Annotated in this window: 32 protein-coding genes; 30 read left to right on the forward strand and 2 right to left on the reverse strand. The window is 58.6% G+C overall.

Annotation, left to right across the window (positions count from 1 at the left end; genetic code table 11):
- Positions 1-54 precede the first annotated feature (54 nt).
- Positions 55-315 (reverse strand): hypothetical protein, encoded by a 261-nt coding sequence (locus tag ACA069_RS10820; protein WP_497617437.1) that lies wholly within the window; start codon positions 313-315, stop codon positions 55-57.
- 70 nt (positions 316-385) lie between these two features.
- On the opposite strand from ACA069_RS10820, the gene ACA069_RS10825 reads away from it, so the two are divergent.
- From ACA069_RS10825 to ACA069_RS10925, 21 genes are all read left to right on the forward strand, one after another.
- On the forward strand, positions 386-1,009 hold the full coding sequence (locus tag ACA069_RS10825; protein WP_497617439.1) for a putative metallopeptidase: 624 nt from the start codon (positions 386-388) through the stop codon (positions 1,007-1,009).
- A gap of 31 nt (positions 1,010-1,040) precedes the next feature.
- Positions 1,041-1,502 carry a DUF2280 domain-containing protein gene (locus ACA069_RS10830; RefSeq protein ID WP_122706967.1) on the forward strand — a complete coding sequence of 154 codons (462 nt, stop codon included), beginning with the start codon at positions 1,041-1,043 and terminating at the stop codon, positions 1,500-1,502.
- Positions 1,489-2,790 carry a terminase large subunit domain-containing protein gene (locus ACA069_RS10835; RefSeq protein WP_090283127.1) on the forward strand — a complete coding sequence of 434 codons (1,302 nt, stop codon included), beginning with the start codon at positions 1,489-1,491 and terminating at the stop codon, positions 2,788-2,790. The genes ACA069_RS10830 and ACA069_RS10835 overlap by 14 nt, the downstream gene beginning before the upstream one ends.
- Positions 2,787-4,202: a DUF4055 domain-containing protein gene (locus ACA069_RS10840; protein WP_497617442.1), complete on the forward strand. Its 1,416-nt coding sequence runs from the start codon at positions 2,787-2,789 to the stop codon at positions 4,200-4,202. Before ACA069_RS10835 ends, ACA069_RS10840 begins: the two co-directional genes overlap by 4 nt.
- A complete protein-coding gene (locus ACA069_RS10845; RefSeq protein ID WP_497617444.1) occupies positions 4,177-5,262 on the forward strand; it encodes a minor capsid protein in 1,086 nt (361 codons plus the stop codon). The genes ACA069_RS10840 and ACA069_RS10845 overlap by 26 nt, the downstream gene beginning before the upstream one ends.
- A gap of 30 nt (positions 5,263-5,292) precedes the next feature.
- On the forward strand, positions 5,293-5,511 hold the full coding sequence (locus ACA069_RS10850) for a hypothetical protein (protein ID WP_497617446.1): 219 nt from the start codon (positions 5,293-5,295) through the stop codon (positions 5,509-5,511).
- Positions 5,512-5,598: 87 nt separating this feature from the next.
- Positions 5,599-6,327, forward strand: a complete 729-nt coding sequence (locus ACA069_RS10855; RefSeq protein ID WP_497617448.1) for a hypothetical protein — start codon at positions 5,599-5,601, stop codon at positions 6,325-6,327.
- A gap of 12 nt (positions 6,328-6,339) precedes the next feature.
- Complete coding sequence (locus ACA069_RS10860) at positions 6,340-7,302, forward strand: major capsid protein (RefSeq protein WP_008076958.1); 963 nt, start codon at positions 6,340-6,342, stop codon at positions 7,300-7,302.
- A gap of 45 nt (positions 7,303-7,347) precedes the next feature.
- Positions 7,348-7,938 (forward strand): hypothetical protein, encoded by a 591-nt coding sequence (locus tag ACA069_RS10865; RefSeq protein ID WP_497617450.1) that lies wholly within the window; start codon positions 7,348-7,350, stop codon positions 7,936-7,938.
- A gap of 57 nt (positions 7,939-7,995) precedes the next feature.
- Positions 7,996-8,499, forward strand: a complete 504-nt coding sequence (locus tag ACA069_RS10870) for a DnaT-like ssDNA-binding protein (RefSeq protein ID WP_497617452.1) — start codon at positions 7,996-7,998, stop codon at positions 8,497-8,499.
- 16 nt (positions 8,500-8,515) lie between these two features.
- Positions 8,516-8,884 (forward strand): hypothetical protein, encoded by a 369-nt coding sequence (locus tag ACA069_RS10875; protein ID WP_497617454.1) that lies wholly within the window; start codon positions 8,516-8,518, stop codon positions 8,882-8,884.
- Positions 8,881-9,528 carry a hypothetical protein gene (locus ACA069_RS10880; RefSeq protein WP_497617455.1) on the forward strand — a complete coding sequence of 216 codons (648 nt, stop codon included), beginning with the start codon at positions 8,881-8,883 and terminating at the stop codon, positions 9,526-9,528. The genes ACA069_RS10875 and ACA069_RS10880 overlap by 4 nt, the downstream gene beginning before the upstream one ends.
- A gap of 2 nt (positions 9,529-9,530) precedes the next feature.
- Entirely contained in the window at positions 9,531-9,947 is a 417-nt protein-coding gene (locus ACA069_RS10885) for a phage tail terminator-like protein (protein ID WP_497617457.1), read from the forward strand.
- A 397-nt stretch (positions 9,948-10,344) separates the two neighbouring features.
- On the forward strand, positions 10,345-11,001 hold the full coding sequence (locus ACA069_RS10890) for a phage tail protein (protein WP_497617459.1): 657 nt from the start codon (positions 10,345-10,347) through the stop codon (positions 10,999-11,001).
- Between the two features lie 9 nt (positions 11,002-11,010).
- Positions 11,011-11,391 (forward strand): phage tail assembly chaperone, encoded by a 381-nt coding sequence (locus tag ACA069_RS10895; RefSeq protein WP_497617461.1) that lies wholly within the window; start codon positions 11,011-11,013, stop codon positions 11,389-11,391.
- A 14-nt stretch (positions 11,392-11,405) separates the two neighbouring features.
- A complete protein-coding gene (locus ACA069_RS10900; protein WP_497618217.1) occupies positions 11,406-11,708 on the forward strand; it encodes a DUF1799 domain-containing protein in 303 nt (100 codons plus the stop codon).
- On the forward strand, positions 11,705-15,028 hold the full coding sequence (locus tag ACA069_RS10905; protein WP_497617463.1) for a phage tail tape measure protein: 3,324 nt from the start codon (positions 11,705-11,707) through the stop codon (positions 15,026-15,028). The genes ACA069_RS10900 and ACA069_RS10905 overlap by 4 nt, the downstream gene beginning before the upstream one ends.
- Positions 15,028-15,366 (forward strand): phage tail protein, encoded by a 339-nt coding sequence (locus ACA069_RS10910; protein ID WP_497617465.1) that lies wholly within the window; start codon positions 15,028-15,030, stop codon positions 15,364-15,366. The genes ACA069_RS10905 and ACA069_RS10910 overlap by 1 nt, the downstream gene beginning before the upstream one ends.
- A 9-nt stretch (positions 15,367-15,375) precedes the next feature.
- Complete coding sequence (locus tag ACA069_RS10915; protein ID WP_497617467.1) at positions 15,376-16,125, forward strand: phage minor tail protein L; 750 nt, start codon at positions 15,376-15,378, stop codon at positions 16,123-16,125.
- Position 16,126: 1 nt separating this feature from the next.
- Entirely contained in the window at positions 16,127-16,891 is a 765-nt protein-coding gene (locus ACA069_RS10920; RefSeq protein ID WP_497617469.1) for a C40 family peptidase, read from the forward strand.
- A 25-nt stretch (positions 16,892-16,916) separates the two neighbouring features.
- Positions 16,917-17,090 (forward strand): hypothetical protein, encoded by a 174-nt coding sequence (locus ACA069_RS10925; RefSeq protein ID WP_497617471.1) that lies wholly within the window; start codon positions 16,917-16,919, stop codon positions 17,088-17,090.
- A 248-nt stretch (positions 17,091-17,338) separates the two neighbouring features.
- Here ACA069_RS10925 and ACA069_RS10930 read toward each other — a convergent pair whose 3' ends face one another.
- Complete coding sequence (locus ACA069_RS10930) at positions 17,339-17,605, reverse strand: hypothetical protein (protein ID WP_320414142.1); 267 nt, start codon at positions 17,603-17,605, stop codon at positions 17,339-17,341.
- A gap of 168 nt (positions 17,606-17,773) precedes the next feature.
- Here ACA069_RS10930 and ACA069_RS10935 point away from each other — a divergent pair, with 168 nt between their 5' ends.
- The 9 genes from ACA069_RS10935 (at position 17,774) to ACA069_RS10975 (ending at position 26,593) form a co-directional block, all read left to right on the forward strand.
- Complete coding sequence (locus tag ACA069_RS10935; protein WP_497617474.1) at positions 17,774-18,130, forward strand: hypothetical protein; 357 nt, start codon at positions 17,774-17,776, stop codon at positions 18,128-18,130.
- Positions 18,131-18,183: 53 nt separating this feature from the next.
- Entirely contained in the window at positions 18,184-18,798 is a 615-nt protein-coding gene (locus tag ACA069_RS10940; protein ID WP_497617476.1) for a tail assembly protein, read from the forward strand.
- Between the two features lie 420 nt (positions 18,799-19,218).
- Entirely contained in the window at positions 19,219-22,824 is a 3,606-nt protein-coding gene (locus ACA069_RS10945) for a TipJ family phage tail tip protein (protein ID WP_497617478.1), read from the forward strand.
- A complete protein-coding gene (locus ACA069_RS10950; protein ID WP_497618219.1) occupies positions 22,824-23,120 on the forward strand; it encodes a hypothetical protein in 297 nt (98 codons plus the stop codon). The genes ACA069_RS10945 and ACA069_RS10950 overlap by 1 nt, the downstream gene beginning before the upstream one ends.
- 8 nt (positions 23,121-23,128) lie before the next feature.
- Positions 23,129-23,854 carry a hypothetical protein gene (locus ACA069_RS10955; protein ID WP_497617480.1) on the forward strand — a complete coding sequence of 242 codons (726 nt, stop codon included), beginning with the start codon at positions 23,129-23,131 and terminating at the stop codon, positions 23,852-23,854.
- 57 nt (positions 23,855-23,911) lie between these two features.
- Entirely contained in the window at positions 23,912-25,177 is a 1,266-nt protein-coding gene (locus ACA069_RS10960) for a hypothetical protein (protein ID WP_497617482.1), read from the forward strand.
- Positions 25,178-25,182: 5 nt separating this feature from the next.
- Positions 25,183-25,605, forward strand: a complete 423-nt coding sequence (locus tag ACA069_RS10965) for a tail fiber assembly protein (protein WP_497617484.1) — start codon at positions 25,183-25,185, stop codon at positions 25,603-25,605.
- A gap of 56 nt (positions 25,606-25,661) precedes the next feature.
- Positions 25,662-26,084 (forward strand): cell wall hydrolase, encoded by a 423-nt coding sequence (locus ACA069_RS10970; protein ID WP_497617486.1) that lies wholly within the window; start codon positions 25,662-25,664, stop codon positions 26,082-26,084.
- Positions 26,084-26,593, forward strand: coding sequence for a lysis system i-spanin subunit Rz (locus ACA069_RS10975; protein ID WP_497617488.1), 510 nt, complete (start codon positions 26,084-26,086; stop codon positions 26,591-26,593). Before ACA069_RS10970 ends, ACA069_RS10975 begins: the two co-directional genes overlap by 1 nt.
- The last annotated feature ends 100 nt before the right edge of the window (positions 26,594-26,693 follow it).

Here is a 26,693-nt window from a genome sequence, read left to right on the forward strand (position 1 = left end):
AATCCTCGCCTAGATCTCCTGACGTGAGGATCATGTTAATCAACACTAACGGAATCAGTGCAGAGACGGAGACTCGGTGCGTTTTATGTATTCGGCCGCTAGCACTTGGTGACGAGCTTTCTCGTGTTTCTCATTTAGAGCCAGATATTCATCTTTCTCCTCAAATGTCCCTTGGCGAAGGGGGTTGCTCAGGAGGTGATAGCGTTCAGATTCGTCTGAGGTCAGTCCAACAAAGATATCCCGCCCTTGTGAATCTGTGGATATGGCTCGCATTTCAAGTAGATAGTGTTTCTCGCCATCTGTGAATTTCAGCATAGGTCTTCTCCAAAAGATCAGCCCACACCAATACCGGCAACGCGCCACTATTTCAAGCTCAAGGTGATCCATGGACAGGCCATACCCTCCATCGTCACTGCTTGAGCTGTCCGAACTTTCCGACTTCGGCATTCGCCTGACGCCAGCGCCCGAAGTGTGGGAATGGCTCCAAAGCGAGATCCTTGCCGACACCGGTAGCATCCACAACGAAGAGCATGCCCATCTGATCGATGCGGACATTCGTGTGATGTGGGCATCTGCTGCCTTCACGAAGAAGGGGCGCACTGTGGTTGGCCAGGCTGAGCAGGTAGCGTTCCGCGCCGGTGGCTGGCAGAAGGCCCGGATGGAACAGCAGATGCTGGATTGGTTCGGCGACGTGCCGGCCTACATCATCACCCTAGCTGCCGATTACTGCGCCCAGTGCAGTGACGCTGACTTCTGCGCACTGGTCGAACATGAGCTGTACCACATCGCTCAAGCGACCGATCAGTACGGCGCACCCAAGTTCACCCAGGAAGGATTGCCCAAGCTTGAGATGCGCGGACACGACGTTGAAGAGTTCGTCGGTGTGGTCCGCCGCTACGGTGCGAGCTCTGACGTCCAAGCGTTGGTGGACGCTGCAAACAATCCTGCTGAGGTGGGCAAATTGAACATATCGAGGGCCTGCGGAACCTGTCTGCTCAAGTCGGCCTGATTCTGGACAGGCTCTGGACGGATGAAAATCTATGGCAGCACTTCAAAACGACGTGAAGGCCTTTATCGTTCAGGCCTTGGCGTGCTTCGACACGCCTTCACAGGTTGTTGAAGCCGTCCAAAAGGAATACGGGATATCGGTGACTCGCCAGCAGGTTGAGACACACGATCCCACGAAGACATCAGGGAAAGGCCTGGCCAAGCGCTGGGTGACGATGTTTGAAGATGCCCGTAAGCGCTTTCGAGAAGAGACGGCAGAGATTCCGATAGCCAACCGAGCGTTCCGGCTCCGCGCCATGAACCGGTTCGTCGAGCGAGCCGAGACAATGAAGAACATCGGCCTCGCCATGCAGATCCTCGAGCAGGCTGCGAAGGAGGTCGGCGACGTCTATGTCAATCGCAACCGAAAGGACGAGCCTGACGATGAACCGGCAATCCCGACGCGCATTCAGGTCGATGTAGTGGATGCGAGGAAGCCGAATGCCGAGCCTTAACGTTCCGCAGTCGCAGTTCCTCCTGTTGCCCCACAAGTTTCGCGCATTCGTTGCTGGTTTCGGCTCCGGGAAGACCTGGGTCGGATGCTCAGCGCTCAGCAAACATTTCATGGAGTGGCCGGGCGTCAACGCTGGTTACTTCGCACCAACTTACCCCCAGATCCGCGACATCTTCTATCCCACGATGGAGGAGGTGGCTTACGACTGGGGGCTGAAGACCAAGATCAACCAGGCGAACCATGAGGTTCACATTTACAGCGGCCGGCAGTATCGCGGCACTGTGATTTGCCGTTCGATGGAGAAGCCGCAGACAATCGTCGGCTTCAAGATCGGTCACGCACTGGTGGATGAGCTGGACGTGCTGACGTCGATCAAGGCTCAGCAAGCCTGGCGCAAGATCATTGCCCGGATGCGTTACAACCTGCCCGGGCTCAAAAACGGCGTGGACGTGACCACGACGCCGGAAGGCTTCAAGTTCGTCTTTCTCCAGTTCGTGAAGCAGTTGCGCGACAAGCCGGCGCTGAAGGAAATGTATGGGCTGATCCAGGCCAGCACCTTCGACAACGAGCTGAACCTGCCAGACGACTACATCGCCTCGCTGATGGAGTCGTACCCCGAGCAACTGATTCGCGCTTACCTGAATGGCCAGTTCGTCAACCTGACATCCGGATCGATCTACCACGCCTACGACCGCAAGCTGAACCAGTGCTTCGACACTGTGCAGCCCGGTGAGCCGCTGTTCATTGGCATGGACTTCAACGTCGGCAAGATGGCCGCGATCACCCACGTCAAACGTGATCAGGGTCTACCGCGCGCCGTGGATGAGCTGATGGATGGCTACGACACGCCGGACATGATCCGACGGATCAAGGAACGCTACTGGGAACACACCGGCAACGACTACAAGAAAACCTGCGAGATCCGTATCTACCCGGACGCCTCCGGTGATTCGCGCAAGTCGGTCAATGCCAGCCTCACCGATATCGCCATGCTCAAGCAGGCGGGCTTCACAGTCATCGCGCCGGCGGCCAACCCGCCAGTCAAGGATCGGATCAACGCCATGAACGCCATGTTCTGCAACGCGCAGGGCGAGCGGCGGTACCTGGTCAATCCGTTTACATGCCCGACTTACGCCGACGGCCTTGAACAGCAGATCTGGGCACCCAACGGCGAGCCGGACAAGAGCCAAGGAAACGACCACGCCAACGACGGCGGCGGTTACTTCATTCACCGCGAGTACCCGATCATCAAACCGGTCACCGCTATCAAAATGGGATACGCCCGATGAGCAACGACGTCTCCTTCAAGCGGGCCGATTACATCGAAGCGCTGGATCGCTGGGCAACCGTGCGCGACGTTTGCGCCGGCCAGCACCGGGTTGTCGATCGATTGCCTTACATCAACGCTCACGATAAGTCGCCGGAGAACACAGATCGGAACAAGGCCTATCGCGAACGTGCGGTGTTCAAGAACGCCACCGGGCACACGCGTAACGGGCTGCTCGGTCTGGCGTTTCACAAAGACCCGACCCTGGTCGTTGCGAAGAAGATGGAGTATCTACAGGACAACGCGAACGGCTCCGGTGTGAGCATCTATCAGCACTCGCAGGGCACGCTGGAAAAGGTGCTTGAGGCTGGGCGCCACGGCTTGTACGTTGACTATCATCAAGACACCGGCACCGGTGGGCACTCGGTGATCCTGTCGTACTGTGCCGAAGACATCATCAACTGGCGCACGGGCATGGTGAACGGGCACAGCGTGCTGACCCTGGTGGTGTTGCGCGAGTCGCCGGAGATCGAAGACGGCTTCGGCTTCAAGGTGGTCGAGCAGTACCGGGAACTGGCCCTCGAGGATGACGGATTTGTCTGTCGTGTTTGGCGCCGGTCAGGGCCGAAAGGTGGCGGGCCGCTGGCCGTTGTTCAGGAATTCAAACCCACCGGCGCCGCCGGACGCCTGAAGGAGATCCCGTTCACCTTCGTCGGCGCACAGAACAACGATCCGAGCATTGACGAGTCGCCGCTCTACGACATCGCCATGATCAACCTAGGCCATTACCGGAACAGTGCCGACTACGAAGATAGCGTCTTCTGGTGCGGCCAGGCTCAGCCATGGATTTCCGGTCTGGACGAACAGTGGCGCGACTGGATGGAGAAGAACGGCGTTTACGTCGGCTCACGTGCACCGATGATGCTGCCAGTTGGAGGTCAGTTCGGATACGCCCAGCCATTGCCGAACACGCTGGTGAAGGAGGCGATGGCCGACAAGAACCAGATGATGATCGAACTGGGTGCTCGCATGGTGGTTGCTTCGCTGGCCACCAAGACCGCGACCGAGTCGCGCGGCGATCAGTCAGCATCGACATCGGTGCTCGCCGGCTGCGTGGCCAACGTCAGTGAGGCGTACACCCGAGCGATCATGTGGTGCGGTCAGTACATGGGAATCTCCGACAAGGTCGCTTATCAGATCAATCAAGAGTTCGTGGAGCTGACTGCCGATCCGCAGATGATCACAGCCTTGGTTGGCTTGTGGCAGAACGGCGGCTTCGCTAAAGCAGACCTGCGTGCCTACCTGCGCAAACTGGGCCTGATCGCGCCGGAGCGAACCGACAAGCAGATTGACGGCGAGCTGGAGGAGCAGGGCGACGGTCTGGGCTTGGATGACGAGGACAAATTAGATGGCGGCAAACCAAGCAATCCTTGATGCCACGATCCGGCACGCGGTGTTTCTCGAAAAGCTGAAGGCAGGAGAGGTCGGCAAGTTCGCACCCTTTCTCAAAGAGATTGACCGCTCGATTCGTGATCGGCTCACGCAGTCAGATCTGACCGAGTACAACGTGAAGCGTCTGGAGGCACTGCTCAAGGAGGTCGATAGCCTGCTGCTGGGCATTTTCGACCGGTTCAGCACGCAACTGAATCTTGACCTGATCGATATCGCTAACTACGAGGCTGAGTTCGAAGCTACGAGTTTGGCCAAGTCTGCCCCCGTTGGCGTCTCGCTGGATGTGGTTGCGCCGACCGCAGCGGCTATCCGCACCGCGGTGCTGACCAATCCCCTCAGTGTGCGCGGCACCGGCGGCAGTAAGCTGCTGAAGTCGTTCATCAAGGGCTGGACCAGTGCCGAGCGCGAGCGCGTCACCGGCAGGATCCGGCAGGGCTACTTCGAAGGGCAAACGAACTTTCAGATCATCCGAAACATTCGCGGCACCAAGGTAGCCGGGTACAAGGACGGAGTTCTCGCCACCACCAACCGCAATGCCAGCACGGTCGTGCACACGGCGATTCAGCATGTGTCTTCACAAGCTCGCATGGAGGTCGCCAAGGCCAACACGGACGTCGTTTCCGAGGTCGAGATGGTCGCTACGCTGGACAGCAAGACCAGCCAACAGTGTCGGTCGATGGATAAACGAAGGTTTCCAGTCGAATCCGGGCCGCGACCACCGTTTCACCCAAATTGCCGCACTACGTTCGTCCTGCTGACCAGGCTCAGCGAGATGTTCGCCAAGGGCGCTACACGGGCGGCGGTGAGCGCTGATGGAGCGGGGCAGGTAAGTGCGAGCCTCGACTACTACCATTGGCTTCAGCAGCAGCCGGCGTCGTTTCAGGATGTGGCAATCGGGCCGGTGCGGGCAAAGCTGTTCCGCGAAGGCGGCTTGAGCGTCGAGCGCTTCGCGGAGCTGCAGCTTGATCGGAACTTTAAGCCAATTACTTTGGCTGAAATGCGCATTCTAGAGCCTCTAGCATTTGACCTCGCCAAGATATAGGCTCCTGTATTCACAACAAAGGAGCGAAACATGTTCGAAGCACCATTTTGGGGTCGCATTGACGCAATTGATGGAGAAAGGGTACTTCTCAGAGCTCGCTATGCGTCTTATCAGGCATATGAAGCCGGGCAACCGCATATCGACGTAGTGGATGCCAATGAGCGTCCAGTGACCATTCTGGAACCTCGGTTCAAGTACAAGCTAGAGTCCGGCGCCATCGTTGTAACTAACGAGGCTCACGCCGTTTAACTTACAAAAGATTTCAATAAAAACCCGCTCCGGCGGGTTTTTTTATGCCTGCAAAGTGGGCAACACATACCCAAGGGGTGCATCAACGTGGCAGAAGAAAACGAAATCGACCTGGACAATCCGGCAATCAAGGCCGCTATCGCGACTGCCGTTGAAGCTTCCGTTTCTGGTCTGAAAACCAAAAACTCCGAACTGCTGGGCAAGCTGAAGGACACCACTACCAAGCTGTCGCAGTTCGAAACCCAATTCGAAGGCATCGATATCGACGCGGTGAAAGGCTTGCTCAGCCGGGCCGGCCAAGACGAAGAAACCAAGCTGCTGACTGAGGGCAAGGTAGACGAAGTCTTCAACCGTCGCACTGAGCGGCTGCGTGCGGACAACGACAAGCAGTTGAAGGCCCTCACTACCCGAGCAGAAAAGGCCGAGGCATTCGCTGCCAAGTTCCAGGGCAAAGTCCTGGGCGACTCGGTACGCGGTGCTGCGCTGAAAGCCGGCGCACTGCCGGAAGCAACCGACGACATCATCCTGCGCGCCAAAGGCGTGTTCTCGCTGAACGAAGAGGGCGAAGCGGTCGCCGTTGATGAATCCGGCCAGGTCATCCTCGGCAAAGACGGTAAGTCTCCTCTGGCTCCGCTCGAATGGGCGGAATCTCTGCGCGAAAGCGCACCTCATCTGTGGCCAAGGGCCTCAGGGACTCAAGCCCCGGGCGGGGGTGGCAGCCAGGCTGCATTCAAACGCTCCGAAATGACTGCTGAGCAAAAGCGCGATTACCAGCGCAAGCACGGCCAAACCGCATATTTGCAATTGCCCAAGTAAGGGGATTCACCCATGGCAACGACTGTTAACAGCGACCTGATCATCTACAACGATGAGGCGCAAACTGCATACCTGGAGCGTGTCCAGGACAACCTTGATGTGTTCAACGCATCGTCCAACGGTGCGATTGTGCTCGACAACGAGCTGATCGAAGGCGACTTCCGCAAGCGTTCGTTCTACAAGATCGGCGGCTCGCTGGAGCATCGCGATGTCAACTCTACCGGCAAAGTGACCGCGAAGAAGATTGGCGCCGGCGAAGCCGTTGGCGTCAAAGCACCTTGGAAGTACGGTCCGTACCAGACCACCGAAGAGGCCTTCAAGCGCCGCGGTCGTCCGGTCGATGAGTTCTCCCAGATCATCGGCGCCGACGTTGCTGACGCCACACTGGAAGGCTTCATCCAGTACGCCACTGCTGCGCTGCGCGCTTCGATCAGCTCCAACGCTGACATGGTGGTATCGGCCAACATCGAGACCGACGGCAAGAAGACCCTGACCCGTGGTATGCGCAAGTTCGGCGACAAGTTTGGCCGAATTGCTCTGTGGGTCATGCACTCCAGCGCTTACTTCGACATCGTCGACGAGGCGATCGCGAACAAGGTCTACGAAGAAGCCGGCGTCGTCATCTACGGCGGCTTGCCGGGCACTCTCGGCAAGCCAGTGCTGGTGACCGACACCGCGCCGGCTGATGTGATCTTCGGCCTGCTGCCCAATGCCGTGGTGATCACTGAGTCTCAGGCGCCCGGTTTCCGTTCGTACGCGGTGAACGACGAAGAGAACCTCGGCATCGGCTACCGCGCTGAAGGCACCGTCAACATCGATGTCCTCGGCTACAGCTGGAAGGAAACCGCTGGCGGCGCAAACCCTACACTTGCCGCTGTGGGTTCGGCCGCGAACTGGGTCAAGCATTCCAACAGCAACAAAGTGACTGCTGGCGTGCTGATCACCCTGACCACCACGCCACCAGCCGGCGGCTGATACTGGCCCTGACAGCGGCCAGCGATGGCCGCTACGGAGACTTTTATGGAACTGGTTTACTCCACTCAGAATTCGGACTTCGATCCGGAAAAGCGGTACCGCAATCCGGCGCACTTTGATCGGCCTGAAGCGGGTGTGACCCACGCAGTTGTGATTGGCGACTGGCCGAAAGTGGTCGACGCCTATGAGGCATTGGGCGTCGAAGTTTCGGTGACGGAGCCTTTGATTAGCCAAACGGTTGAATCGAATGGTGCCGAAGCCATTGCCAGACTGGAGCAGGAAAACGACATCCTCCGCGCTGAGCGTGACGGCATCCTTCGACTGATCGAAGCCGCCGAGGGGCAATCGGAGCTGGAACATCCGGGCGCGGGCGAACTGTCGATCCGCCTGTTCGGTGCGCTGAAAGCCATTCATGAGGGTTTCGAAACCCTTACGGGTGAACGTGACAACATGGCGGGCGAGGTTGAATCTCTCCGCGCTGAAGTCGAACGCCTGAAGTCAGCAGCGGAACCGGTCGACAATGCCGAGAAGATCGCCAGCCTCAAAGCGCAGCTCGACGCTGCCAAAGTGCCGTATCGGGCGAACGCTTCGGTAGAATCGCTTGAAAAGGCAGTTGCTGATCTGCAGCAGGCGTAATAATCCGGGTGCCCGGTAACTGGGCATCCGATCCAGAACACCACAGCGAGCTGATTCATGACTCTCATCATTGAGGACGGTACCGGCAAGCCTGACGCCGAAAGCTACGCATCCGCCGAAGACCTGGCCATGTACGCCGTGAAGTTCGGCGTGACCATCCCGGTGGAGGTGCCAGCGCAGGAAGCGCTGCTGCGTCGGGCCGCTCTGGCAATGGACGGTATGACGTGGAAAGGGCGGAAGACCAATAGCGAGCAGGCCCTGTCCTGGCCGCGCCGGGACGTTGAGCTGGACCGCGAGATCAAGCCAGACAACTACCTGCCGGCGCGGATCCAGTACGGCCAGATGGCGCTGGCTGCCGAGATCCACACTGACGACGTCGACCCGATCGAGAAGCGCAAAGGCGCGGTGACGCTTGAGCGTGTCGAGGGCGCGGTAACCCGCGAATACGCGACCATCCCAAACACCAGTGGCCGACTGTTACCGGCGGCGCCGGACCGACCGAGCGCCACGCAGTTTGCTGACTATCTACAGAAGCGCGGACTGTTCGCAGTGCGCGCATAGCTGAAGCGGAGCCACCATGGCCTTCTACGACGAAATGGCCGTGATGGCTCTGGAGATGATCACAGAGTTCGGCCAGCCGGTGACCATTAGCAAGACGCAGCCGGGCGAGTACGATCCTGAAACAGGTGGCGATTCACCGGGCGCCACCATTGAACAGGCCGCCCAAGGCATCCTGCTCGACTTCACCGGTCAGGAATTCCAGAACAACAGCCTCATCAAGCAGGGCGACAAGAAGCTGAAGATCGCCGCGCAGGGGCTGGAGTGGGTGCCGGACCTTCTGAACAAGGTGATCATTCAGGGGCGCACCTGGTCCATTGTGCCGCCGCTGAAAGAGGTGAATCCCGCCGGGACGCCGATCCTTTATGAGTTGCAGGTGCGGTCGTGAGCAAATACTCAGGCCTCAACGGCAGCTTTGCCGAGAACATCCGCCAGTTTGCCGAGCAGGCACAAGCCGGGCTCGACGCCACCTTCCGCGAAATCGTGATTGAGATTGGCAGTAGCGTCATCCGCATGTCACCGGTGGGCAACCCCGAGATCTGGGCCGCGAACGTGGCGCATCGCGCGACCAACACCCGCGCTGCCGATGACTACGATTTCAAGGTCGCCGTGCGCAACACCCTCATCAATCTCGACGAGAGCAATTTCACAAAAGCCGGCAAACTGAAGCGCGGCGTGAGGTACGCCAAGCCGCTGACAAAGACCGAGCGCGACCAGAACTTCAACGTGAATGGACTGGTTGCCGGCAAGGATTACGTCGGCGGCCGATTCCGCGGGAACTGGCAGTTCTCGATCGGGGCGCCGGCAGAAGGCGAACTTGATCAGGTCGATCCGGCCGGCGGCGTCACGCTGGCGAAGCTCAGGCTTCAGGTCGAGCAGCTGACCATCGGGCAAACGGCGTACATCGTGAACAACCTGCCATATGCGGTGCCGCTCGAGTACGGCCATTCCAAGCAGGCACCGGGCGGCATGGTGCGTATCACGCTCGCGCGGTTCCAGCAGATCGTCGACGAAGCCATCAGGAACAACTAGGTATGAGCCATAACATCATCGCGTCGATCTTCGAGGCCAGACTGATTGCCTGGGCGAAGGCTTTGCCGACACCCATCAAGGTCGTCGTCGAGAACGAGGCCTATGAGCCCGGAAATGGTGTCACCTACCTGCGAGCCTTCACTCTGCCGGGCGACACCGCAAGCGGCACGCTCGGCGGCGATCACAAGCTCTTCACCGGTGTGTTTCAGGTCAGCGTCGTGACGCCAGCGGGCAAGTATCGCGGCACGGCCGGCGCTTTGGCTGACCAGATCGCCGTGCTGTTTCCGCTGTACGAGCGAAACACGAAGGGCGCGCTGACCGTGGTGACCATGACACCGGTTGACCAAGGGCCTGGAATTCCCGACGACACAACCTACACCGTTCCGGTTTCGTTCGCGTACAGGGCCGATACGAACTGAGCGACGTTGCGCTAAAATCCCGTGTTGTGAACAAGTGATCAGGTCTATTCGATGGATGAGGCAACAACGGCGCGCCTTCAGTGGCTGGACGAGTCGGCCAGCGATCACGGTTGGAACAATCGTGAGGAAATTAACGCGAGCGTGAGATGCATCTGCAGCGCTTGCGGCCAATGGTCAGAACCCGCCCAAATCACGAAGTGGTACAACGAGAAGCACGCCTGTTGCCCTCATTGCGGGCTGACTGGCGTTGTTATTGGCTCCGCGTCGGGGCTGCCGCTCGAGGAATACGAGAACTGTCGAATTCCTGAGTAGTGCCCCGCCGAATAATCCGCCCATTGGGCAAACCCAGAACCCGCCATTGAGCGGGTTTTGTCATTTCTGAAGAGAGGAAAATCCCATGGCCGGCATTCAAATGCCCAACGGCGCAACGTTCGAAATTGCTTCCGCCTATTGCTCTGCAATCCCATTCACTGCCCTGACCAATGCCAACCCGGCAGTGGCGACCGCGGCAGCGCACGGACTGGCCGAGGGCGACATCATCGCCCTCAGCTCTGGCTGGACCCGCCTTGACGGCCGCGCCGTGCAAGTCGGCGAGATTGCCAGCGGCACCTTTGCGCTCGATGGCGTGAACACCACGAACATTCAGCAGTATCCGGCCGGCTCGGGCGTCGGTGCCGCTCGCGAGGTGACGACCTTCACCGAGATCTCGAAAATCACCGAGCTCGGCTCGAGCGGCGGCGACCAGCAGTTTCTGACGTTCGGCTTCCTGGCTGACGATGATGACCGCCAGATGCCGACGACCAAGAACCCGATCACGCTGACCATCACGGTCGCCGACGATCCGTCGCAGCCCTATGTCGATGTTTGCGAGGAGGCTGACGACGACAAGCAGGCCCGCGTTCTGCGCCTGAACCTGCCGGGCGGCAGCCGCATCATCTACAACGGCTACGTCTCGATCACTTCGACCCCGACCATGTCGCGCAACAACCTGATGACCCGCGTTATCAGCATCGCGCTGACCGGTCGCCCAACCCGTTACAGCGCCTCGGCGTAAGGAAGGCACATGGCAAAGTTCACACTCGCCCGGAATCCAACCTTCAACCACCTCGTCATGCTGCCAACGGTAGGTGGTGACCCGGTCAGCGTTGAGTTCGAGTTCAAATATCGCGATCGCACCGAACTGGCCGGGCTCTACGCGGAGTGGGGTGAGCGTCACAAGGCGCTCAAGGAGAAAGCGGAAGAGGCCGGCATTGAGCAGTTCACGGCTTTGCTGATTGATCTGCAGGTCGAGCAGTTGAAGGCGATTGTCGCCGGCTGGGATATCGCCGAAGAGTTCAACGACGAAAACCTGCGCATCCTGGTCAAATCAATCGCCGCCACGCCGGGCGCGGTGCTGGCCGCTTATTCCGATGCCTTCAGCAACGCACGCCTGGGAAACTCCTAAGCGTCTCCCGCAAGCTGTACGAGGCGGGGCCGTCAGCCGAATCGCTGGCGGCCTTCGGCCTTTCTCTTCGTGACATACCCGATGAGATCTGCGAGGTCTGGCCTGATGTGTGGCAAGCCTTCAAGGTCTTCGAGGCCATGGGCACCCAGTGGCGTACAGGCGCGTGCGGCGCTACCGGACTCGATTACACGTCAATTCGCCATGTCGCCGGCTTCCTCGGGCTTACCCGGTCGGAGGTCGCCGACGTCTTTCCAGATATCCGCGTCATGGAAGCCGAAGCCCTGCGGGTGATGGCGGAACAGAGGGACAGTAAATGAGCACCACTTTCGCGTCCCTCGGCATCGAGGTGAACTCCTCGTCGGCATCCACGGCGGCTGACGATCTCGACAAGTTGGTCGACTCGGCGGTCGATGCCGAAAAGGCGATTGATGATCTCGGCAAGTCGGGCGAAGGCCTGGCCAATACCGGCAAGAAGATCAGCCAGGCCGAGAACGAGGCTGCTCAGGGCATCGACAAGGCCACGGGCGCCAAAGAGCGTCAGGTCGATGCCAGCCGCAAGGCAGGTGCCAGCGCGGCCAGTGAAATCGCAATCATCAGCCAGCTCGACAAGGCGATGTCCGGCAACATCGGCAGCATGGAGCAACTGATCCAGGCTGAAGGCTTGCTGGAGCGAGCCAGGAAGGGCGGTCTCGTCACCATTGAGCAGCAGGAGTCCTATCAGGATCGGCTTGGCAAGGCATATGAGCGGATCGAGAAAGCTGAAGCCAAGGAAATGGCTCAGAAGCAGCGGCTGATCGATGCTGAAAACCGTCAGATCGAAGCGTTGAAGCGTACGGTCAACGGCATCGACCCGGTCACTGCGAAGCTGGCAAAGCTGGAGGCGCAGGAGAAAGCGCTCAACGATCTGTACAAGGCCGGCCAGATCGACGCGACTCGTTACGGTGAGGCGCTTGCGAAGATCGGTAAAGACCGTGACGGCCTGACCGCGACAGAAACTGCATTCGACAAGCTGAAGCTCGGCACCCGCCAGGCGCAAGAAAACGTGATGCAGTTGACCAATGCCCTGCAGTCTGGGGATTGGGGGAGTGGTGCGCGGGCTGTTGCTCAGTTGGGCGCTGGTGCGGGCGCGTCCGCCAAGAGCTTGGCCGCAGCACTGATTCCTGCCGGCTTGCTGGCCGGTGTCCTCGGCGCGCTGGGCTATGCCTACTTCGACGCACAGAAGCAGGCCCGCGAGTTCAACGTCGCCATCAACGGCGGATCGAACGATGCCGGTCAGAGCATTGCCAGTCTCAAGTTGATGGCCGAAACCACTGGGGCGATCACTGAGAACTTTGCGGGCGCTCGCGAGGCGGTGATTGCCCTGGCTTCCGGTGCCGCTACCAGCGGCGTCCAGATGCAGAACCTGGCTCAGGCCGCCGCAGCAATAGGTGAAGTGACAGGGAAGGGCGCTGGAGACATCGCCAAGTCGCTTGCGAATGCCGGAGACACCGCCACAGAAGCAGCGCAGAAGATCAGCGACCAGTATGGGCTGCTCACCTACGAGCAGTACCAGACGATCAAGGCGATTGATGATCAAGGCGACCATCAGCGAGCGCTAGACACTCTCAGTGAAGATCTCAATCAATCGGCCCAGCAACGCCTGAAGAGCTACCGCGAATCCCTGTCCGATATCGAACGCGATTGGGATCGAGTGAAGGTGGCCATCAAGGGCGCCTACGCTGAAGTCCGGTCAGAGATTTTCCCTGATCTGGCTAAACAGATTGAGATCACCCAACGTGTGCTGGATACCCGGAAGGGGGGCGGAGTTACAGGCGCTTTATCGAACGGACTGAGTTGGCTGAACTCTTCCTTGGGGCTGGGCGAGGGAGAAAACGACGATTCGACGCCGGCACTGGAGGCTAGGCTTGCAGGATTGAAGGCACGCTTATCAGCGAGCGAAAACAACACTGCCGCGACTGGCGAAGCGACTCGGGCGAATAAGGAGCTGATCGCTGTCCAGAAGGATCTGGACAAGCAGATGGACAACCTTAATCCGCTCGCGAAGCGCCAGGAGGCCTACAAGAAACTCAATGATCAGTTCAAGACGCTTTATGAAAACGCCGATAAGACCGGTCAGAAATCCCCGTTGCTTGATGGCGTGTTCTACGACGGGGAGAAGTTCACTGGTGGAGCCTACGACAAGCTGCGCAAGGCGATTGACGAGCAGAAAAAGGACCCCAAGGCAGCGGCAGGCAGCGTCGATCTATCTGGTTTCAATGACTCGAAAAACGCGCTCAATGCCGTGCTCGCCGAGTACAAAAATGCTCAAAAGGATTTGGAGGCTTCACAAAAGGCTGGGCTGATCTCGCAGGCTGATTATCTGCAAGCTCGCGAAGCCATGATCGGCAACGAGCGCGACGAGGTCACTGCTGCGTATGAGGCTGAGATCGCCGCATTGGAAGCAGCTAAGAGCAAGGCAGGTACATCGGCCGCGCAGCGCATCCAGCTTGACCAGAAAATCGCCGACGCCCGGGCTGCCATGGTCAAGGTGCAGCAGGATGCTGACACCGAATTGAGCGTGCTGGCGAAGAACGAAGAAGGTCGGCTGAAGAAGCAGACCGAGGCCGTCAATACCTACAGCAGCGCGTTTCAGCAACAAGTCAAAACTCTGCGTGAGCAGGGCCAGCGTGCGGCGGCGGGCATCGGCCTGGGTGATCGTCAGCGCGATCTGATGAGCCAGCAAAACGGCATCGACGATCGCTTCAATCAGCAGAAGCTGGATCTGGCGAACCAGTACGGCGATGGCTCGCGCGGCATGAGCCTCGACGAGTACACGCAGAAGCTGGCGGCACTGAAGGTAACCCAACAGGACCTGCACGACACGGTTCAAGCCAACTTCGACGAGATGACGGTAGCCCACGGTGACTGGAGTGCCGGAGCGTCTTCGGCATGGCAGAACTACCTCGATTCCGCACGGGACGTTGCGGGGCAGACTAAGGGCTTGTTTACCAGCGCCTTCAGTTCGATGGAAGACGCGATCGTCAATTTCGCCATGACTGGGAAACTGTCGTTCGCAGACTTCACCAAATCGATTCTGGCGGATATGGCGCGCATTGCCACTCGGCAGGCCAGTTCGGCATTGCTGAGCAGTCTGGTTGGGGCCGCTACAAGTTACTTCACAGGAGGCGGGGCGACGGCGTCTGCAACGGCAGGCGGGGCGGAGGCCGGGGCTCAGAGTTTTGGCAGTCAGTTTGATGCCAGCTCAGCATCCGTGTCTTTCGGTGGTGGTCGTGCTGTTGGTGGTGGTGTCGAACCGAACACTTTCTACGAAGTGAACGAAAAGGGGCCTGAGCTTTTCAATCAGGGCGGCAGGTCTTACCTCATGACTGGCGCGAGTGGCGGTAGCGTCACACCTCTGACTTTCGGTGGCGGGCCAGCGCTTGCCGCAATGTCCGGTACCGGTGGCGGCAACACCTACAACTTCCCCGTAGCAGTGTCAGTGCAAAACGCAGGCAACGGGGGCGCAGCGAGCACTGAAGACACATCGCAATTGGGCAAGGGCATTCAACAAGCCGCGAAAGCTGAGGCGGAAACCGCTATTGCCCGAGCGCTTCAACCAGGCGGTTCGATCTGGCGCCTTACAAATGGGAGGGGCTGATGGCCATCGAAAAATTTACTTGGCCGACTCAGCATGGTGACTCGCCCGAGATTACCTATCGGGTGCGCACCTCGCAGTTTGGCGGCGGCTACAAGCAGGAAGTTGGCGACGGGCCGCACAACAAGGAAGACGCTTACCCGATCACCTACAGCGGCTCCCAAGCCAAGGTGCAGGAGATCATGGCGTTCCTCGACCGGCACGCCGGCGCAAAAGCCTTCCTTTGGACGACGCCTTTGGGCCAGCTTGGCCTGTTCACCTGCAAGAACCCCGTGCCCACTCCGGTGGGTGGCGGTGTTTTCAAACTCATCGCCACGTTCGAGCGTGCATTCCATCCATAAGGGGCAATCATGCCGCTGATCAGTGACATCCAGGTGCTTGAGCCTGGCAGCGAAGTGCTGCTCTTTGAATTGGACGGCACGGAATACGGCGCGGACGTTTTGCGCTTTCACGGGCATGCGATTCCGCACACGGCGGCCGAGTTGATCGCCGCCGGCGACGATGCCGACCAACTGCCGGCGAAAGCGATCTACTGGCAGGGCAATGAGTACAGCGCCTGGCCGATGCAGATTGATGGCATTGAGGCGAACGGCGACGGCACGGCGGTCCGGCCAACGCTTTCGGTCGGCAACGTCAACGGGCGCATTACCGCGCTTTGTCTGGCGTTTGAAGATCTGCTCGAGTTCAAGCTGACGATGCGCCACACGCTCGGCACTTACCTCGACGCGGCGAACTTCCCGGCCGGCAATCCGACGGCAGATCCAACCCAAGAGACAATCGAGGTCTGGTACATCGACCAGAAAACGAATGAGGACGGGGAAAACGTCAGTTGGGAGCTCGCCAGCCCGGGCGACGTCGGAAACGAGTCCATCGGCCGGCAGGCCACCACGCTGTGCCACTGGTGCCTCACCGGCGGCTACCGCGGGCCGAACTGTGGCTACACCGGCCCGTACGTGACCAAGGACGGCGTCGTCACCGATAACCCGGAACTTGACGAATGCGACGCAACACTGGGCAAGGGCTGCATCCCGCGCTTCGGCGAGGGTAACCCGCTGCCGTTTGGCGGCTTCCCCGCTGTATCCCTGATCGCAAGGAGCTGACATGCGAAAGCACATCTTGAATGCGATCCAGGCGCACGCGGCGGCCGAGTATCCGAAAGAGTGCTGTGGGCTGCTGCTGGCGATCGGGCGCAAGCAACAATACTTCCCCTGCATCAATGTCTCGACCGAGCCGAACGAAGAGTTCCGAATTGATCCGGAGGAATACGCTAAAGCTGAAGACATCGGCGAAGTAATCGGCGTAGTTCATTCGCATCCGGACGCAACCAGCAGACCTTCACCGCGTGACTTCGCCATGTGCGAAGCGACGGCAATGCCTTGGCACATCCTGAGTTGGCCTGAGGGCGATCTGCGTACGATCGTTCCGACCGGTGATGCGCCACTGCTGAAGAGGCCTTTCGTGCACGGCGCCTGGGACTGTTGGCAGGTCTGCGCCGATTGGTACAAGCGCGAATGGAGGCTGGAATTCGAAGCCTTCAAGCGCGCCGATGGCTGGTGGGAGAGCAGGGACAATACCAGTCTGTACGAAGCGAATTACGAGGCCGCCGGCTTCTATCGAGTCGACCAACCTCAGCGCGGTGACATGATCGTGATGGAAGTGGGGCGCACGGTTTACCCGAACCACGCCGGAATCTTTCTCGGCACTGATCCGGCGCTGCCGGGTGAGGATGCGGCGACGTTCGGCCCCGGGCCGTTCCTGCTCCATCACCTGTACGGCAGGCCGTCGGAGGTCATAGTTTTCGGCGGGCCTTGGCTCGACCGCACCCGACTGGTGCTGCGTCACAAGAAGGCACCGACAAACCCTTAAAATAGAATATGTGCAGGAGAAGAATATGGTCGAGATCAATCATGGAATATCTGAAAAAATAGAAGATCTGATACGGGAAGTTTGCGACCTGAAGGCCCGACTCGATCAAGAGTCAGGCCAACGAACTCTGGCCGAAGAGCATCTTTCTTCTCGGATTGATGAACTTTCGGAATTAATCGTCAGCAGGCGTGCTCCTTAGCACTTTCTTCTTTAGCCAACTGCTCAATTTGGGAAATGGTCAAGTCTGCGATTGGAGATGTTGGTCTCACCCAGATTTGAGTTTTGGTACCTGTCTCGCTGCTTTCAAGGGAAACCAGAAGGCGACCGTCCCGTGCAACACCTACGTTTGTAATATTGAATGACATTTGACCTCCAGGTCATAAACGCGCCGAGATTGGCGCAATCCCAGTCCTTGGGCTTGCAGGCAAAGGACTGGGCACTCTACTGTCAGTCTTCCTCGGGGCTGTTCGGATCTGTCGGTTCCGCTATGACGTCCATGTACTTGTTGAAGACTTCAACGAATTCGGGATCTGCTGTTTCATTTTTCACCACGAGGCTAAAGGTTTCCTTTTTCTTGGTCGAAAAATGGGTGTCAATTACAACGCCGCTCACTACGTATTGTGTGCCGCACTGAATCGACGTTTCCTCCTCAAATTTCTCGTGTTGTTTGATGTAATTCACCAGCGGAAGAAGCAGCTCTTTTTTTACGCGCATCGTCTTTACCTTGATCCTTTCTATTGGATTGATGCTCTCTCTATAAGCAGGGCGTCAAGGCACAACGCTACTACGTCTGGATCCAATTTTTCCACTGGGCTTTCGTCCACACTGGATGCCCGGACAGTGCCGCGCTACAGTGCATCCTTTCCCACAGGAGTGACCTGTATGAAACTGATCGTAGGAGCGCTGGCGGTAGCGCTGTTGGCGGGGTGTGCGACCACCAACGACATTCGGAATAACCCGCCCATCGTCAAGGTTTCCTCAAGTAAGTCCGCAAAGCATGTCGCCGAATGCATCCGCGATGGCTGGCAAGGCACGTCATTGATCGGCGGCAGTGTGGGAGGGGTCTTACAGACTTCCGGTGAAAAATATTCGGTGATCGCCCCTAACCCGGAATCGCCTTGGCATGTCGCTGACGTAACACCGACTCCGAACGGATCTATGGTTGCTTACCACTTCTTTCGAACGTGGCAGGATCCATCTACAAGCGTTACAGATGTAGTCAGAAATTGCTCCCGATAGTGATCATTTTTTCAAGCCGCCTTAGGGCGGTTTTTTATTGCCTGGAGAAAAGCATGGCAGCCACAGTTGCTCATTACACGCCGAGAACTCGGGTTCACCTAACGAGACAGCTCGCGAACAAATTCGGCGAAGTCCATTATTTGCTGTTGGATTCAGGGCAGGCGACAGAGGTCTTCAGAGCGCTCAGCATTATCCTTGCGGGATTCCAAGAGGAAATAAAACGGCTAGATCGACTTGGGATGCGCTTTGCGATTTACAGGAATGGCAAGAACGCAGGAATGAGCGAGCTCGGGCTGTCCGGTACGAGGGTTTTGAAGATTGTTCCAGTGATCTCGGGCAGCAAGAGAGCTGGTGTGCTCCAAACAGTGGTCGGCGCCGTGCTGATCGCTCTTGCTTACTTCAACCCGTTCGGCGCATTTTCAGGGCCAGCGGTATCCGCGCTGTATGCCGCAGGCATTGCTTCTACCGCCGGCGGTGTTATCCAAATGCTCAGCCCGCAAGCAAAGGGCTTGTCGCAAAGCGCCTCCCCCGAAAACGCCCCGTCCTACGCATTCGGCAGCGCCAAGAACACCACCGCAAGCGGCAACCCGGTACCGATCTGCATCGGAGAGCGCCGGTGGGGTGGAATGATCATCTCGGCCTCGATCCTGGCTGAAGACAAAGTGTAAAAGGTTTATGACTGGGGGGAGGCGGAAAGCCGCGGTTGCTTCTTGAAGTTTGACGTCCGAATGTACCTGGCAAGCATCCATAGTCCGCAACCAACTGCGGCAAAGACTAGAGCGAAAAACAATTCGGCCAATCCCTGACCAATCTGTTCGGGCGTTACATATCTGGAGAGCATTTTTACCGAAGAGGTGATGATTGTGTATGCAGTGAAAATCCACAACACGGCTGAAATTGCGTACACCGGAAGCGAAAGGGTTGTTCGTAGCCAAGTTGGAGCTTTTTTCATCAGCACTTATTTCCTTGATGACTGAGTCGAGCGCCTCATCGTAGGAGGGCTCAGCATGCGAATTCTATCATCACGACTTTTACAGAAATGCCATTAGGCCGCCCAAGAGGCGGTTTTTTTATGCCTGGAGGAAAGCATGGGCGCAGCGGAAAATATCGAGATCCACGGCGAGAAGGGCGGCAGCAGCAAGCCGAAGTCGCCGACCGAAGCCAGCGACAGCCTGCGCTCGACCAACCTGGCAAAACTGCTGATCGCCGTGGGCGAGGGTGAGTTCGACAGCTTCCCGACCGATTACGATATCTACCTGGATAACACGCCGATCCGCGATGCCAGCGGCAACTACAACTTCCCGAACGTTAAGTGGGACTGGCGCCCTGGCTCGGTGGATCAGACTTACATCCCCGGCATTCCATCCGTCGAGAACGAGACGTCGCTGAACATTGAGCTGCGCAGCGATTCGCCGTGGGTGCGCTCGATCACGAACACCCAGCTTTCCGCCGTGCGTATGCGCTTGGCGTGGCCGGCGCTGCAACGGTCTGATGACCAGGGCAACGTCGGCGGCTACCGTATCGAATACGCGATCGACGTGGCCACCGACGGCGGTGCCTATCAGCAAGTGCTGGTGGACGCAGTCGACGGCAAGACCACCACGCGCTACGAGCGTTCGCGCCGCATCGATCTGCCAGACGCCACTACCGGCTGGCAGATCCGAGTACGCCGCCTGACGCCAAACCAGAACACCAACAAGATCGCCGACACCATGCTGGTAGCCGGTTACACCGAAGTGATTGACGCCAAGCTGCGCTATCCGAACACCGCGTTGCTCTACATCGAATTCGACGCCGAGCAGTTTACCAACATCCCGGCGGTGACCGTGAAGTGCAAGGCGCGGCGCTGGATGGTGCCGAGCAACTATGACCCAATCCTGCGCACCTATACCGGGACTTGGGACGGTTCGATGAAGTCGGCCTGGACCAATAACCCGGCGTGGATCACCTACGGCATTTGCACCGAAGACCGCTTCGGCCTCGGCAAGCGCATCAAGCCGTTCATGGTCGACAAGTGGGAGCTGTACCGCATCGCTCAATACTGCGATCAGTTGGTGCCCAATGGCCTCGGCGGCCAAGAACCGCGCTTCCTCTGCGACATGAACCTGCAGGGCAAGGCCGATGCCTGGTCATTACTGCGCGATATCTCGGCGATCTACCGGGGCATGACGTATTGGGCGCAAGGTCAGCTGGTGATGCAGGCGGACATGCCGCGCGCGCAGGACTTCGACTATGTGTTCACCCGGTCGAATGTCATCGATGGAAAGTTCTCCTATGGCAGCGCCTCGGCGAAGACTCGTTACACCCGGGCGCTGGTCAGCTACGACAACCCAGCGAACAACTACGACACCGACGTCATCCCTTTCGCTGATCTGGACTTGCAGCGCCGTTATGGCGATCGTCCGACCGAGCTGAGCGCCATTGGCTGCACCCGTGCCTCAGAGGCACAGCGCCGCGGCAAGTGGGCGATCTTGAGCAACAACCAAGACCGAACCGTGTCGTTCAAGACTGGCATGGAAGGTGTGATTCCGCTGCCGGGCCACATCATCCCGGTGGCGGATTCGCTGCTGGCTGGTCGTGAAGTTGGCGGGCGGATCTCGGCGGTGGCAGGTCGGGTGATTACGCTCGATCGCGATACCCAGGCCAAGGCCGGTGATCGACTGATCATCAACCTGCCGGGCGGCCGCGCTGAGGGCCGCACTGTGCAGAGCGTCAATGCCCGCGCCGTGACCGTCACAGTTGCCTACAGCGAGCCGCCGGTGGCGCAGTTGCAATGGGCGCTCGACGCCGATGACCTGGCAATCCCGCTGTATCGCGTGCTGCGCACCAAGCGCACCACCGAGGGCGACTACGAAATCAGCGCGTTGCAGTTCGAACCAAGCAAGTTCGCATTTATTGACACCGGCGCACGCCTGGAAGAGCGCCCGATCAGTGTGATCCCGATCACCGTTGTTCCGGCTCCGGCGAGCGTTACGCTTTCGTCGAATTCATCGGTTGTGCAGGGGCTGGCCGTGGCCACTATGACCATCAGTTGGCCTGCCGTGGATGGCGCGGTCGGCTATGACGTTGAATGGCGCAAGGACAGCGGCAACTGGATCAAACTGCAGCGCACCGGCATGACCAACGTTGATGTAGTCGGTATCTATGCCGGTGCATACGTGGCCCGGGTGCGCGCGGTGAGTGCTTTCGATATCACGTCGCCGTGGCGCAACTCGATTCTGACCAACCTCAGCGGGAAGCAGGGGCTGCCGCCGGCGGTTGCGTTCCTGCGCACTGTCAGCAAGGTCTACGGTATCGGCCTTGAGTGGGGGTTTCCCCCAGGCGCGGAAGACACCCAGCGCACTGAGATATGGAACAACAAGACCAACGACCTCGCCAGTGCCGTGAAGTTGGCAGACTTTGCCTACCCACAAGCAAACCACGAAATGCAGAACATCGTTCCCGGTACCAGCTTGTTTTTCTGGGCGCGTCTGGTCGACCGAACTGGCAACGTTGGTCCATGGTTTCCAGTGGTGAACGGGGTCAATGGACAGGTGAGCATTGACCAGTCCGAGTACGAGCAGTACTTCCTCGGCAAGATCCAGGAGTCCGCGCTAGGGCAGAAACTGCTCGAGGAAATCGGGAAGATCTCGGGTGATGAGGAGGGGTCGGTCAACGACCGGATCGAACAGGCCAAGCAGGAGCTGGAAGATCTGATCGGTGAGATTACAGATGCCATGGTTTATGACCCGGCGAAGCCGTATGGCAAAGGTGAAGTGGTTCGGCTCGATGGTCGCCTGTTCTCGGCGATCAAGGCTGTACCGGCCGGCACGGCACCAACGAACCCCGAGTTCTGGTATGACATGGGGACGATTGCTGAGACCACCAATGCCTTGGCCTTGCAGGTTCAGCAACACAGCACGCAGATCGAAACCCTCGACGGCAAGGTCTCGGCGCAGGCATCGACGATGCAGGCGCTGCAGGCTGCCTGGCGTGAAGATGATGGAACAGGTGCAATGGCCGATGCGCTTCACGGCTGGAAAAACACTGCCAGCATCGTGAACAACGACAAAGTGAGGGCGGAGGAAAACCGAGCGTCTGCAACCAGGATCACGACGCTTGATGCGGCGGTGGAAACCAACGCCGCAAATGTCACCTCTCTGGCGACTGCTGTAGCGACCGACAAGGAAGCGACGGCTCAGAAGATCGACACCCTCACCGCGAAAACAAGTGACGCCACAGCAAAGGCCGAGATTGCCAGCACCGTAGTTGCTGGCTTGAACGGTAAGGTCTCATCCCTGACAACGATCAAGACGTCCACCACCGTGGGCGGAAGAACCGTCATGTCTGGCTTGGCCATTGGTGTAGAAGGCGAGCAGCAGGAGTCGCAGATCCTCGCGTTCGCTCAGCGCTTTGCGATTCTGGATGAGGTGAGCGGGCAGATGATTGCGCCATTCGTGGTTCAGGGTGGCCAAGTGTTCATGAACACGGCAATCATCAGCCAAGCCTTCATCAAGGAGTTGGTGCTTGGCATGACGCTGAGGTCAGCAGCGCTGAACAATCAGGGCCTGCCGCTTCTCGAGATCAACATTCCGGCAGGGACGTTCACGCTACGTGGTCAGTCCGACAGCGGCTATACGCTGCTCAACAACAACGGTATCTACGTCTACGACCTCAACTACATCGAGCGCGCAGCGCTCGGGAAGATGACGTGATGGACTACTACGGCGCGAGGACGAAAGACGCAATGGGAAGGGTGACGCTGGAGTCATCGACGATGACCGTTCGATCAGTCGTGACAAAACAGGTCACCGTCCCTCCGATCACCAGTGACTTTACCAGCTTCATCAGCATGCCGGAGATCACCGCACAGTCATTTGTCTGCGTAACTTTGCCCAATCCGACCAATGAATTTTCTACCTTGCCTGCCGTTTTCTGGTCGGCGGGACAGTTAAGGGTACGGCGCGGGCAGGGCATGGTGCTCAATGTTTTCATCCTGACATACCAATAGGAGCGAGCATGGACTACGGGTTCCGGTCGCGAAACGGGTCAAACTTTTTTCAGATCGATAGCGAAAACAGGGTTCTAAACGTCGCGGCTTCAGGCAGCTACTCAATTGGCAAACCCCCGACCTCGCCAACAACGATCACTACCGCTGTCATCACTTACCCTTCGCCAATAACCACCGCCGAAGCTCCTCATGTGTTTCTCAATCCGACCAATCAAGGTATGTATCACACACTGATTCACTCGGGTGGTCCAGGGAACTGGACGGGCTTTGCCTTCAAGCTTCACTTGATGGCGCCGTTCAACAGTACGGACTGCAGCGGTAAATGGCTGGTAGCGACTTTCCGCTCAACCTCACCGCCGAATCAATATGATCTGAGACTGCGCAATGCAGCCAATGAACAGATCTTCGTTGGAGCGGATAACCTTCTGGTCCTGACAGGATTCCCGATCAACGAGGGCTGGTCGCTGGATAACAGAGGAGGGGAGGTGTCTGGCATCTACTGGAGTGGGTACCAGATGCCATGGACCGGGTCCTACGAGGATTATTTCCTCGCCTCCACCTTGCTGGGCGGGAAGATCTATAACGGAAACACGACACTCGAGACTCCTTGCGGCTTCCATGCAGGTGTGCGCTCGACGCTCAATGGTTACGTGGGTGCGGTGGTAATTTCCGAGGGTGGCACTGCCAAGAACGGCAGGACGACTTTCGCCGCTAGGCCCATGCGCGCGCTGTAAGTCAGCACACAACCCGCCGATGAGCGGGTTTTTTATCGACCAAAAAAAGGAAACATCATGGCTTGGCTCAGAGGGGGAACAGTCTCCGTCACCAGCGGATCAACGACTGTCGTAGGGGCAAATGCCGATTTTGTGGCCAATGCTCGGGTGGGCGACGCGTTTGTAGGGCCTGATGGACTGAACTATGAGATCGGCAACATCGCCAGTCCGACCCAGCTATCGATCATCCCCGCATATAAAGGCGCGACCATAAGCGGAACTGCCTACGCGATCATGCCGGTGCAGGGCTACCCGAAACTACTGGCCGACGCTTTCAACGGTTTGAAGAATCAGTTCGGCGGCGTGTTGGCAGTCTTGGGCGAAGATCCAACCCTGGCCGGCGTTCGTGCTTCCCTGAGCCTGACAAATGCCGATGGTCTTTCAGAAGGGACGACCAACAAGTATTTCACCGATGCCCGCGTTCGCTCGGTTGCATTGACGGGGCTTTCAATTCCTGGAGCTCCGGCAGCGATTGTGGCGGCGGACACCGTACTTGCTGCGCTGGGGAAGTTGCAGTCGCAGGCAACATCGAAGGCGGCGAAGGGCGTGAACAGCGACATCACCTCTCTCACTGGACTGACCACGCCTCTATCCCGCGAGCAGGGCGGGGTCGGCGGTGCACAAGGGTTCATTGAAGGACTGACGCTCGTTTGGTCTTCAGGCACAAGCATCGCCATTCGCGCGGGCAGTGCGTACGTACCCTCAGTCGGCCGAGTGGTGACGTACGCCGGTGGTACGATCGCCCCCATGACAGTGGGCGTAGTCAACACCTTCGTGCACTTGTACCTCACCGAAACCGGCACCATTGAACAGTCCGCTACGGCTGCGCCAGTGCGGTACTACAATCGGGCGCACCAGAAATCGGGAGACAACACGCGTCGGTATATTGGATCGTTGCTGATCGCCAGCAACGCGGCCGGGGCCTACCAGTTTATTCACCGGCCCGAGTCAGACGAAATCAAGTACACGGTAGCCAACCCTCAGGGCGCGCTGTTCCGCATGATCAGTGGCGGCACCGGTACTGCCGCTTTCAACACCCGGACCATCACGCCTTCGACAGCGCACACCCTTAAGGCTGCGTGGCAAAACGTCGGCACTGCGCTGGCATTCTTTACTCCATCCGATGCGGGCACAGCCATTGCCACCGGCTGGATGATCGCTGTCTCAGCTGGTTCTATTTTCAACGACAGCTGCCCGATCGCGGTAGACGGCACAATCACTTACAGCGCTACGGGCGGCGCAAGCGCGAACTGTTACGCCCTTGGCTACTTCTTTGACAGGTGATAATTATGCCTTATGCAATCACTGCAACCGGATGGCGATCTGTCAGCCCCGAAATGGAGTTGATGGTCGGCGAGACTTACGTGGAAGAAATTCCGCAGTCGTTGATCGACTCGATCGCCGCTCAGGATCTGCTGCGAGAAACGTCTGCCACTCTCAACTCTCGAACCCGTCTGGCGACCGCACAAATCACCGCGCTGCAAGGTCGCATTGACGCCATCAACGATGCCATCGAGGGCGACTACGCGCTCCCCGAAGAGGTCGAAGAAAAGCCGGCGCGAGTTTCGGCACTCGCCGAATGGAAAAAGTATCGCGTTCTGCTCGGGCGCGTGACCGGGCTCCCGGTCTGGCCAACTGAGCCGGCATGGCCAGAGCAGCCAGAGCCGTACAACGAAGAGACGTCCGTGGCCCGCGCCGCGCCTGCAGCCTGACATTGCCAAATACCGCACCCGCCTTGAGCGGGTATTTTTTTGCCTGGAGAAAAGTGATGCCTGTAACCGATAAAGATCGCGACATCCTCGCCCGAACTCTGTGGGGCGAGGCGAGAGGCGAAGGAACGGCCGGCCAGATTGCCGTGGCTTGGACGATCCGAAACCGTGTTTTCGACGGCAAAGAGAAGTCGTGGTGGGGTGAAGGATACGCCGGCGTCTGCCAAAAGCCGTGGCAGTTCAGCTGCTGGAACAAAGCCGACCCGAACTACCAGTTCCTGATCGGCGTGAAGCAGATCGAGTTCCGCGAGCTGGCCCAGTGCCGAATTGCTGCTGACCAGGTGATCGACGGCAAGGCGCCAGATCCTACCGGCGGCGCCACTCACTACTACGCGACCAGCATCAAGGCGCCGGCGTGGTCGGCGAAGGCGAATCAGACGCTAAAGCTGGGCGGACACGTATTCTTCAAGGATGTGCCGTGATGGTCGTGCCTTGGCGGTTGATTGGCTTGCTGGCGCTGGTGCTAGGCGGCTTCGGCGGCGCCTGGCAGTTTCAGGACTGGCGCTATGGGAAGCAGTTGGCCGAGCAGGACCGGTTGCACGCCGAAACCCTCAATCAACTGACTCTGGCTGCGGCGACTGCGCAGCAGGCCGAGCAGGATAAGCGGCTGGCGCTCGAGCAGCGGCTGTCGGCCAGCGAGCAAACCCACTTCAGGAAAATGAGTGATGCCCAACGTGATCAAGATCGCCTGCGCGATCGCCTTGCCACTGCTGATGTCCGGCTGTCAGTCCTCCTCGACGCGGATTCAACCGGTGGCTGTTCAGTGTCTGCCGCCGCCGGTGCCGGCGGCGTGGATCATGCAGCCGTACGCGCCCGACTTGACCCAGCGCATGCTCGGCGAATTATCGGCATCACCGACGCCGGCGATCGAGGATTGATCGCTTTGGCAGCGTGCCAAGCCTATGTAAAAGAAGTGTCCGCGACAAAGTAAAAAAAGCGGCCAACCTAGGTGCGTCAACATCCATGCTGGCCACCAAACGACAAACTATCTTTGGAAACCCAGCAAAGTTGATCTCTGCATATATTAAAGG

This window comes from Pseudomonas sp. LBUM1652 (genome assembly GCF_059716105.1).

Coding starts and splice junctions, on each gene's coding strand:
- ACA069_RS10820 (WP_497617437.1), bottom strand. CDS start 315: ATGCTGAAATTCACAGATGGCGAGAAACACTATCTACTTGAAATGCGA.
- ACA069_RS10825 (WP_497617439.1), top strand. CDS start 386: ATGGACAGGCCATACCCTCCATCGTCACTGCTTGAGCTGTCCGAACTT.
- ACA069_RS10830 (WP_122706967.1), top strand. CDS start 1,041: ATGGCAGCACTTCAAAACGACGTGAAGGCCTTTATCGTTCAGGCCTTG.
- ACA069_RS10835 (WP_090283127.1), top strand. CDS start 1,489: ATGCCGAGCCTTAACGTTCCGCAGTCGCAGTTCCTCCTGTTGCCCCAC.
- ACA069_RS10840 (WP_497617442.1), top strand. CDS start 2,787: ATGAGCAACGACGTCTCCTTCAAGCGGGCCGATTACATCGAAGCGCTG.
- ACA069_RS10845 (WP_497617444.1), top strand. CDS start 4,177: ATGGCGGCAAACCAAGCAATCCTTGATGCCACGATCCGGCACGCGGTG.
- ACA069_RS10850 (WP_497617446.1), top strand. CDS start 5,293: ATGTTCGAAGCACCATTTTGGGGTCGCATTGACGCAATTGATGGAGAA.
- ACA069_RS10860 (WP_008076958.1), top strand. CDS start 6,340: ATGGCAACGACTGTTAACAGCGACCTGATCATCTACAACGATGAGGCG.
- ACA069_RS10865 (WP_497617450.1), top strand. CDS start 7,348: ATGGAACTGGTTTACTCCACTCAGAATTCGGACTTCGATCCGGAAAAG.
- ACA069_RS10870 (WP_497617452.1), top strand. CDS start 7,996: ATGACTCTCATCATTGAGGACGGTACCGGCAAGCCTGACGCCGAAAGC.
- ACA069_RS10875 (WP_497617454.1), top strand. CDS start 8,516: ATGGCCTTCTACGACGAAATGGCCGTGATGGCTCTGGAGATGATCACA.
- ACA069_RS10885 (WP_497617457.1), top strand. CDS start 9,531: ATGAGCCATAACATCATCGCGTCGATCTTCGAGGCCAGACTGATTGCC.
- ACA069_RS10890 (WP_497617459.1), top strand. CDS start 10,345: ATGGCCGGCATTCAAATGCCCAACGGCGCAACGTTCGAAATTGCTTCC.
- ACA069_RS10895 (WP_497617461.1), top strand. CDS start 11,011: ATGGCAAAGTTCACACTCGCCCGGAATCCAACCTTCAACCACCTCGTC.
- ACA069_RS10905 (WP_497617463.1), top strand. CDS start 11,705: ATGAGCACCACTTTCGCGTCCCTCGGCATCGAGGTGAACTCCTCGTCG.
- ACA069_RS10910 (WP_497617465.1), top strand. CDS start 15,028: ATGGCCATCGAAAAATTTACTTGGCCGACTCAGCATGGTGACTCGCCC.
- ACA069_RS10915 (WP_497617467.1), top strand. CDS start 15,376: ATGCCGCTGATCAGTGACATCCAGGTGCTTGAGCCTGGCAGCGAAGTG.
- ACA069_RS10920 (WP_497617469.1), top strand. CDS start 16,127: ATGCGAAAGCACATCTTGAATGCGATCCAGGCGCACGCGGCGGCCGAG.
- ACA069_RS10925 (WP_497617471.1), top strand. CDS start 16,917: ATGGTCGAGATCAATCATGGAATATCTGAAAAAATAGAAGATCTGATA.
- ACA069_RS10930 (WP_320414142.1), bottom strand. CDS start 17,605: ATGCGCGTAAAAAAAGAGCTGCTTCTTCCGCTGGTGAATTACATCAAA.
- ACA069_RS10935 (WP_497617474.1), top strand. CDS start 17,774: ATGAAACTGATCGTAGGAGCGCTGGCGGTAGCGCTGTTGGCGGGGTGT.
- ACA069_RS10940 (WP_497617476.1), top strand. CDS start 18,184: ATGGCAGCCACAGTTGCTCATTACACGCCGAGAACTCGGGTTCACCTA.
- ACA069_RS10945 (WP_497617478.1), top strand. CDS start 19,219: ATGGGCGCAGCGGAAAATATCGAGATCCACGGCGAGAAGGGCGGCAGC.
- ACA069_RS10950 (WP_497618219.1), top strand. CDS start 22,824: ATGGACTACTACGGCGCGAGGACGAAAGACGCAATGGGAAGGGTGACG.
- ACA069_RS10955 (WP_497617480.1), top strand. CDS start 23,129: ATGGACTACGGGTTCCGGTCGCGAAACGGGTCAAACTTTTTTCAGATC.
- ACA069_RS10960 (WP_497617482.1), top strand. CDS start 23,912: ATGGCTTGGCTCAGAGGGGGAACAGTCTCCGTCACCAGCGGATCAACG.
- ACA069_RS10965 (WP_497617484.1), top strand. CDS start 25,183: ATGCCTTATGCAATCACTGCAACCGGATGGCGATCTGTCAGCCCCGAA.
- ACA069_RS10970 (WP_497617486.1), top strand. CDS start 25,662: ATGCCTGTAACCGATAAAGATCGCGACATCCTCGCCCGAACTCTGTGG.
- ACA069_RS10975 (WP_497617488.1), top strand. CDS start 26,084: ATGGTCGTGCCTTGGCGGTTGATTGGCTTGCTGGCGCTGGTGCTAGGC.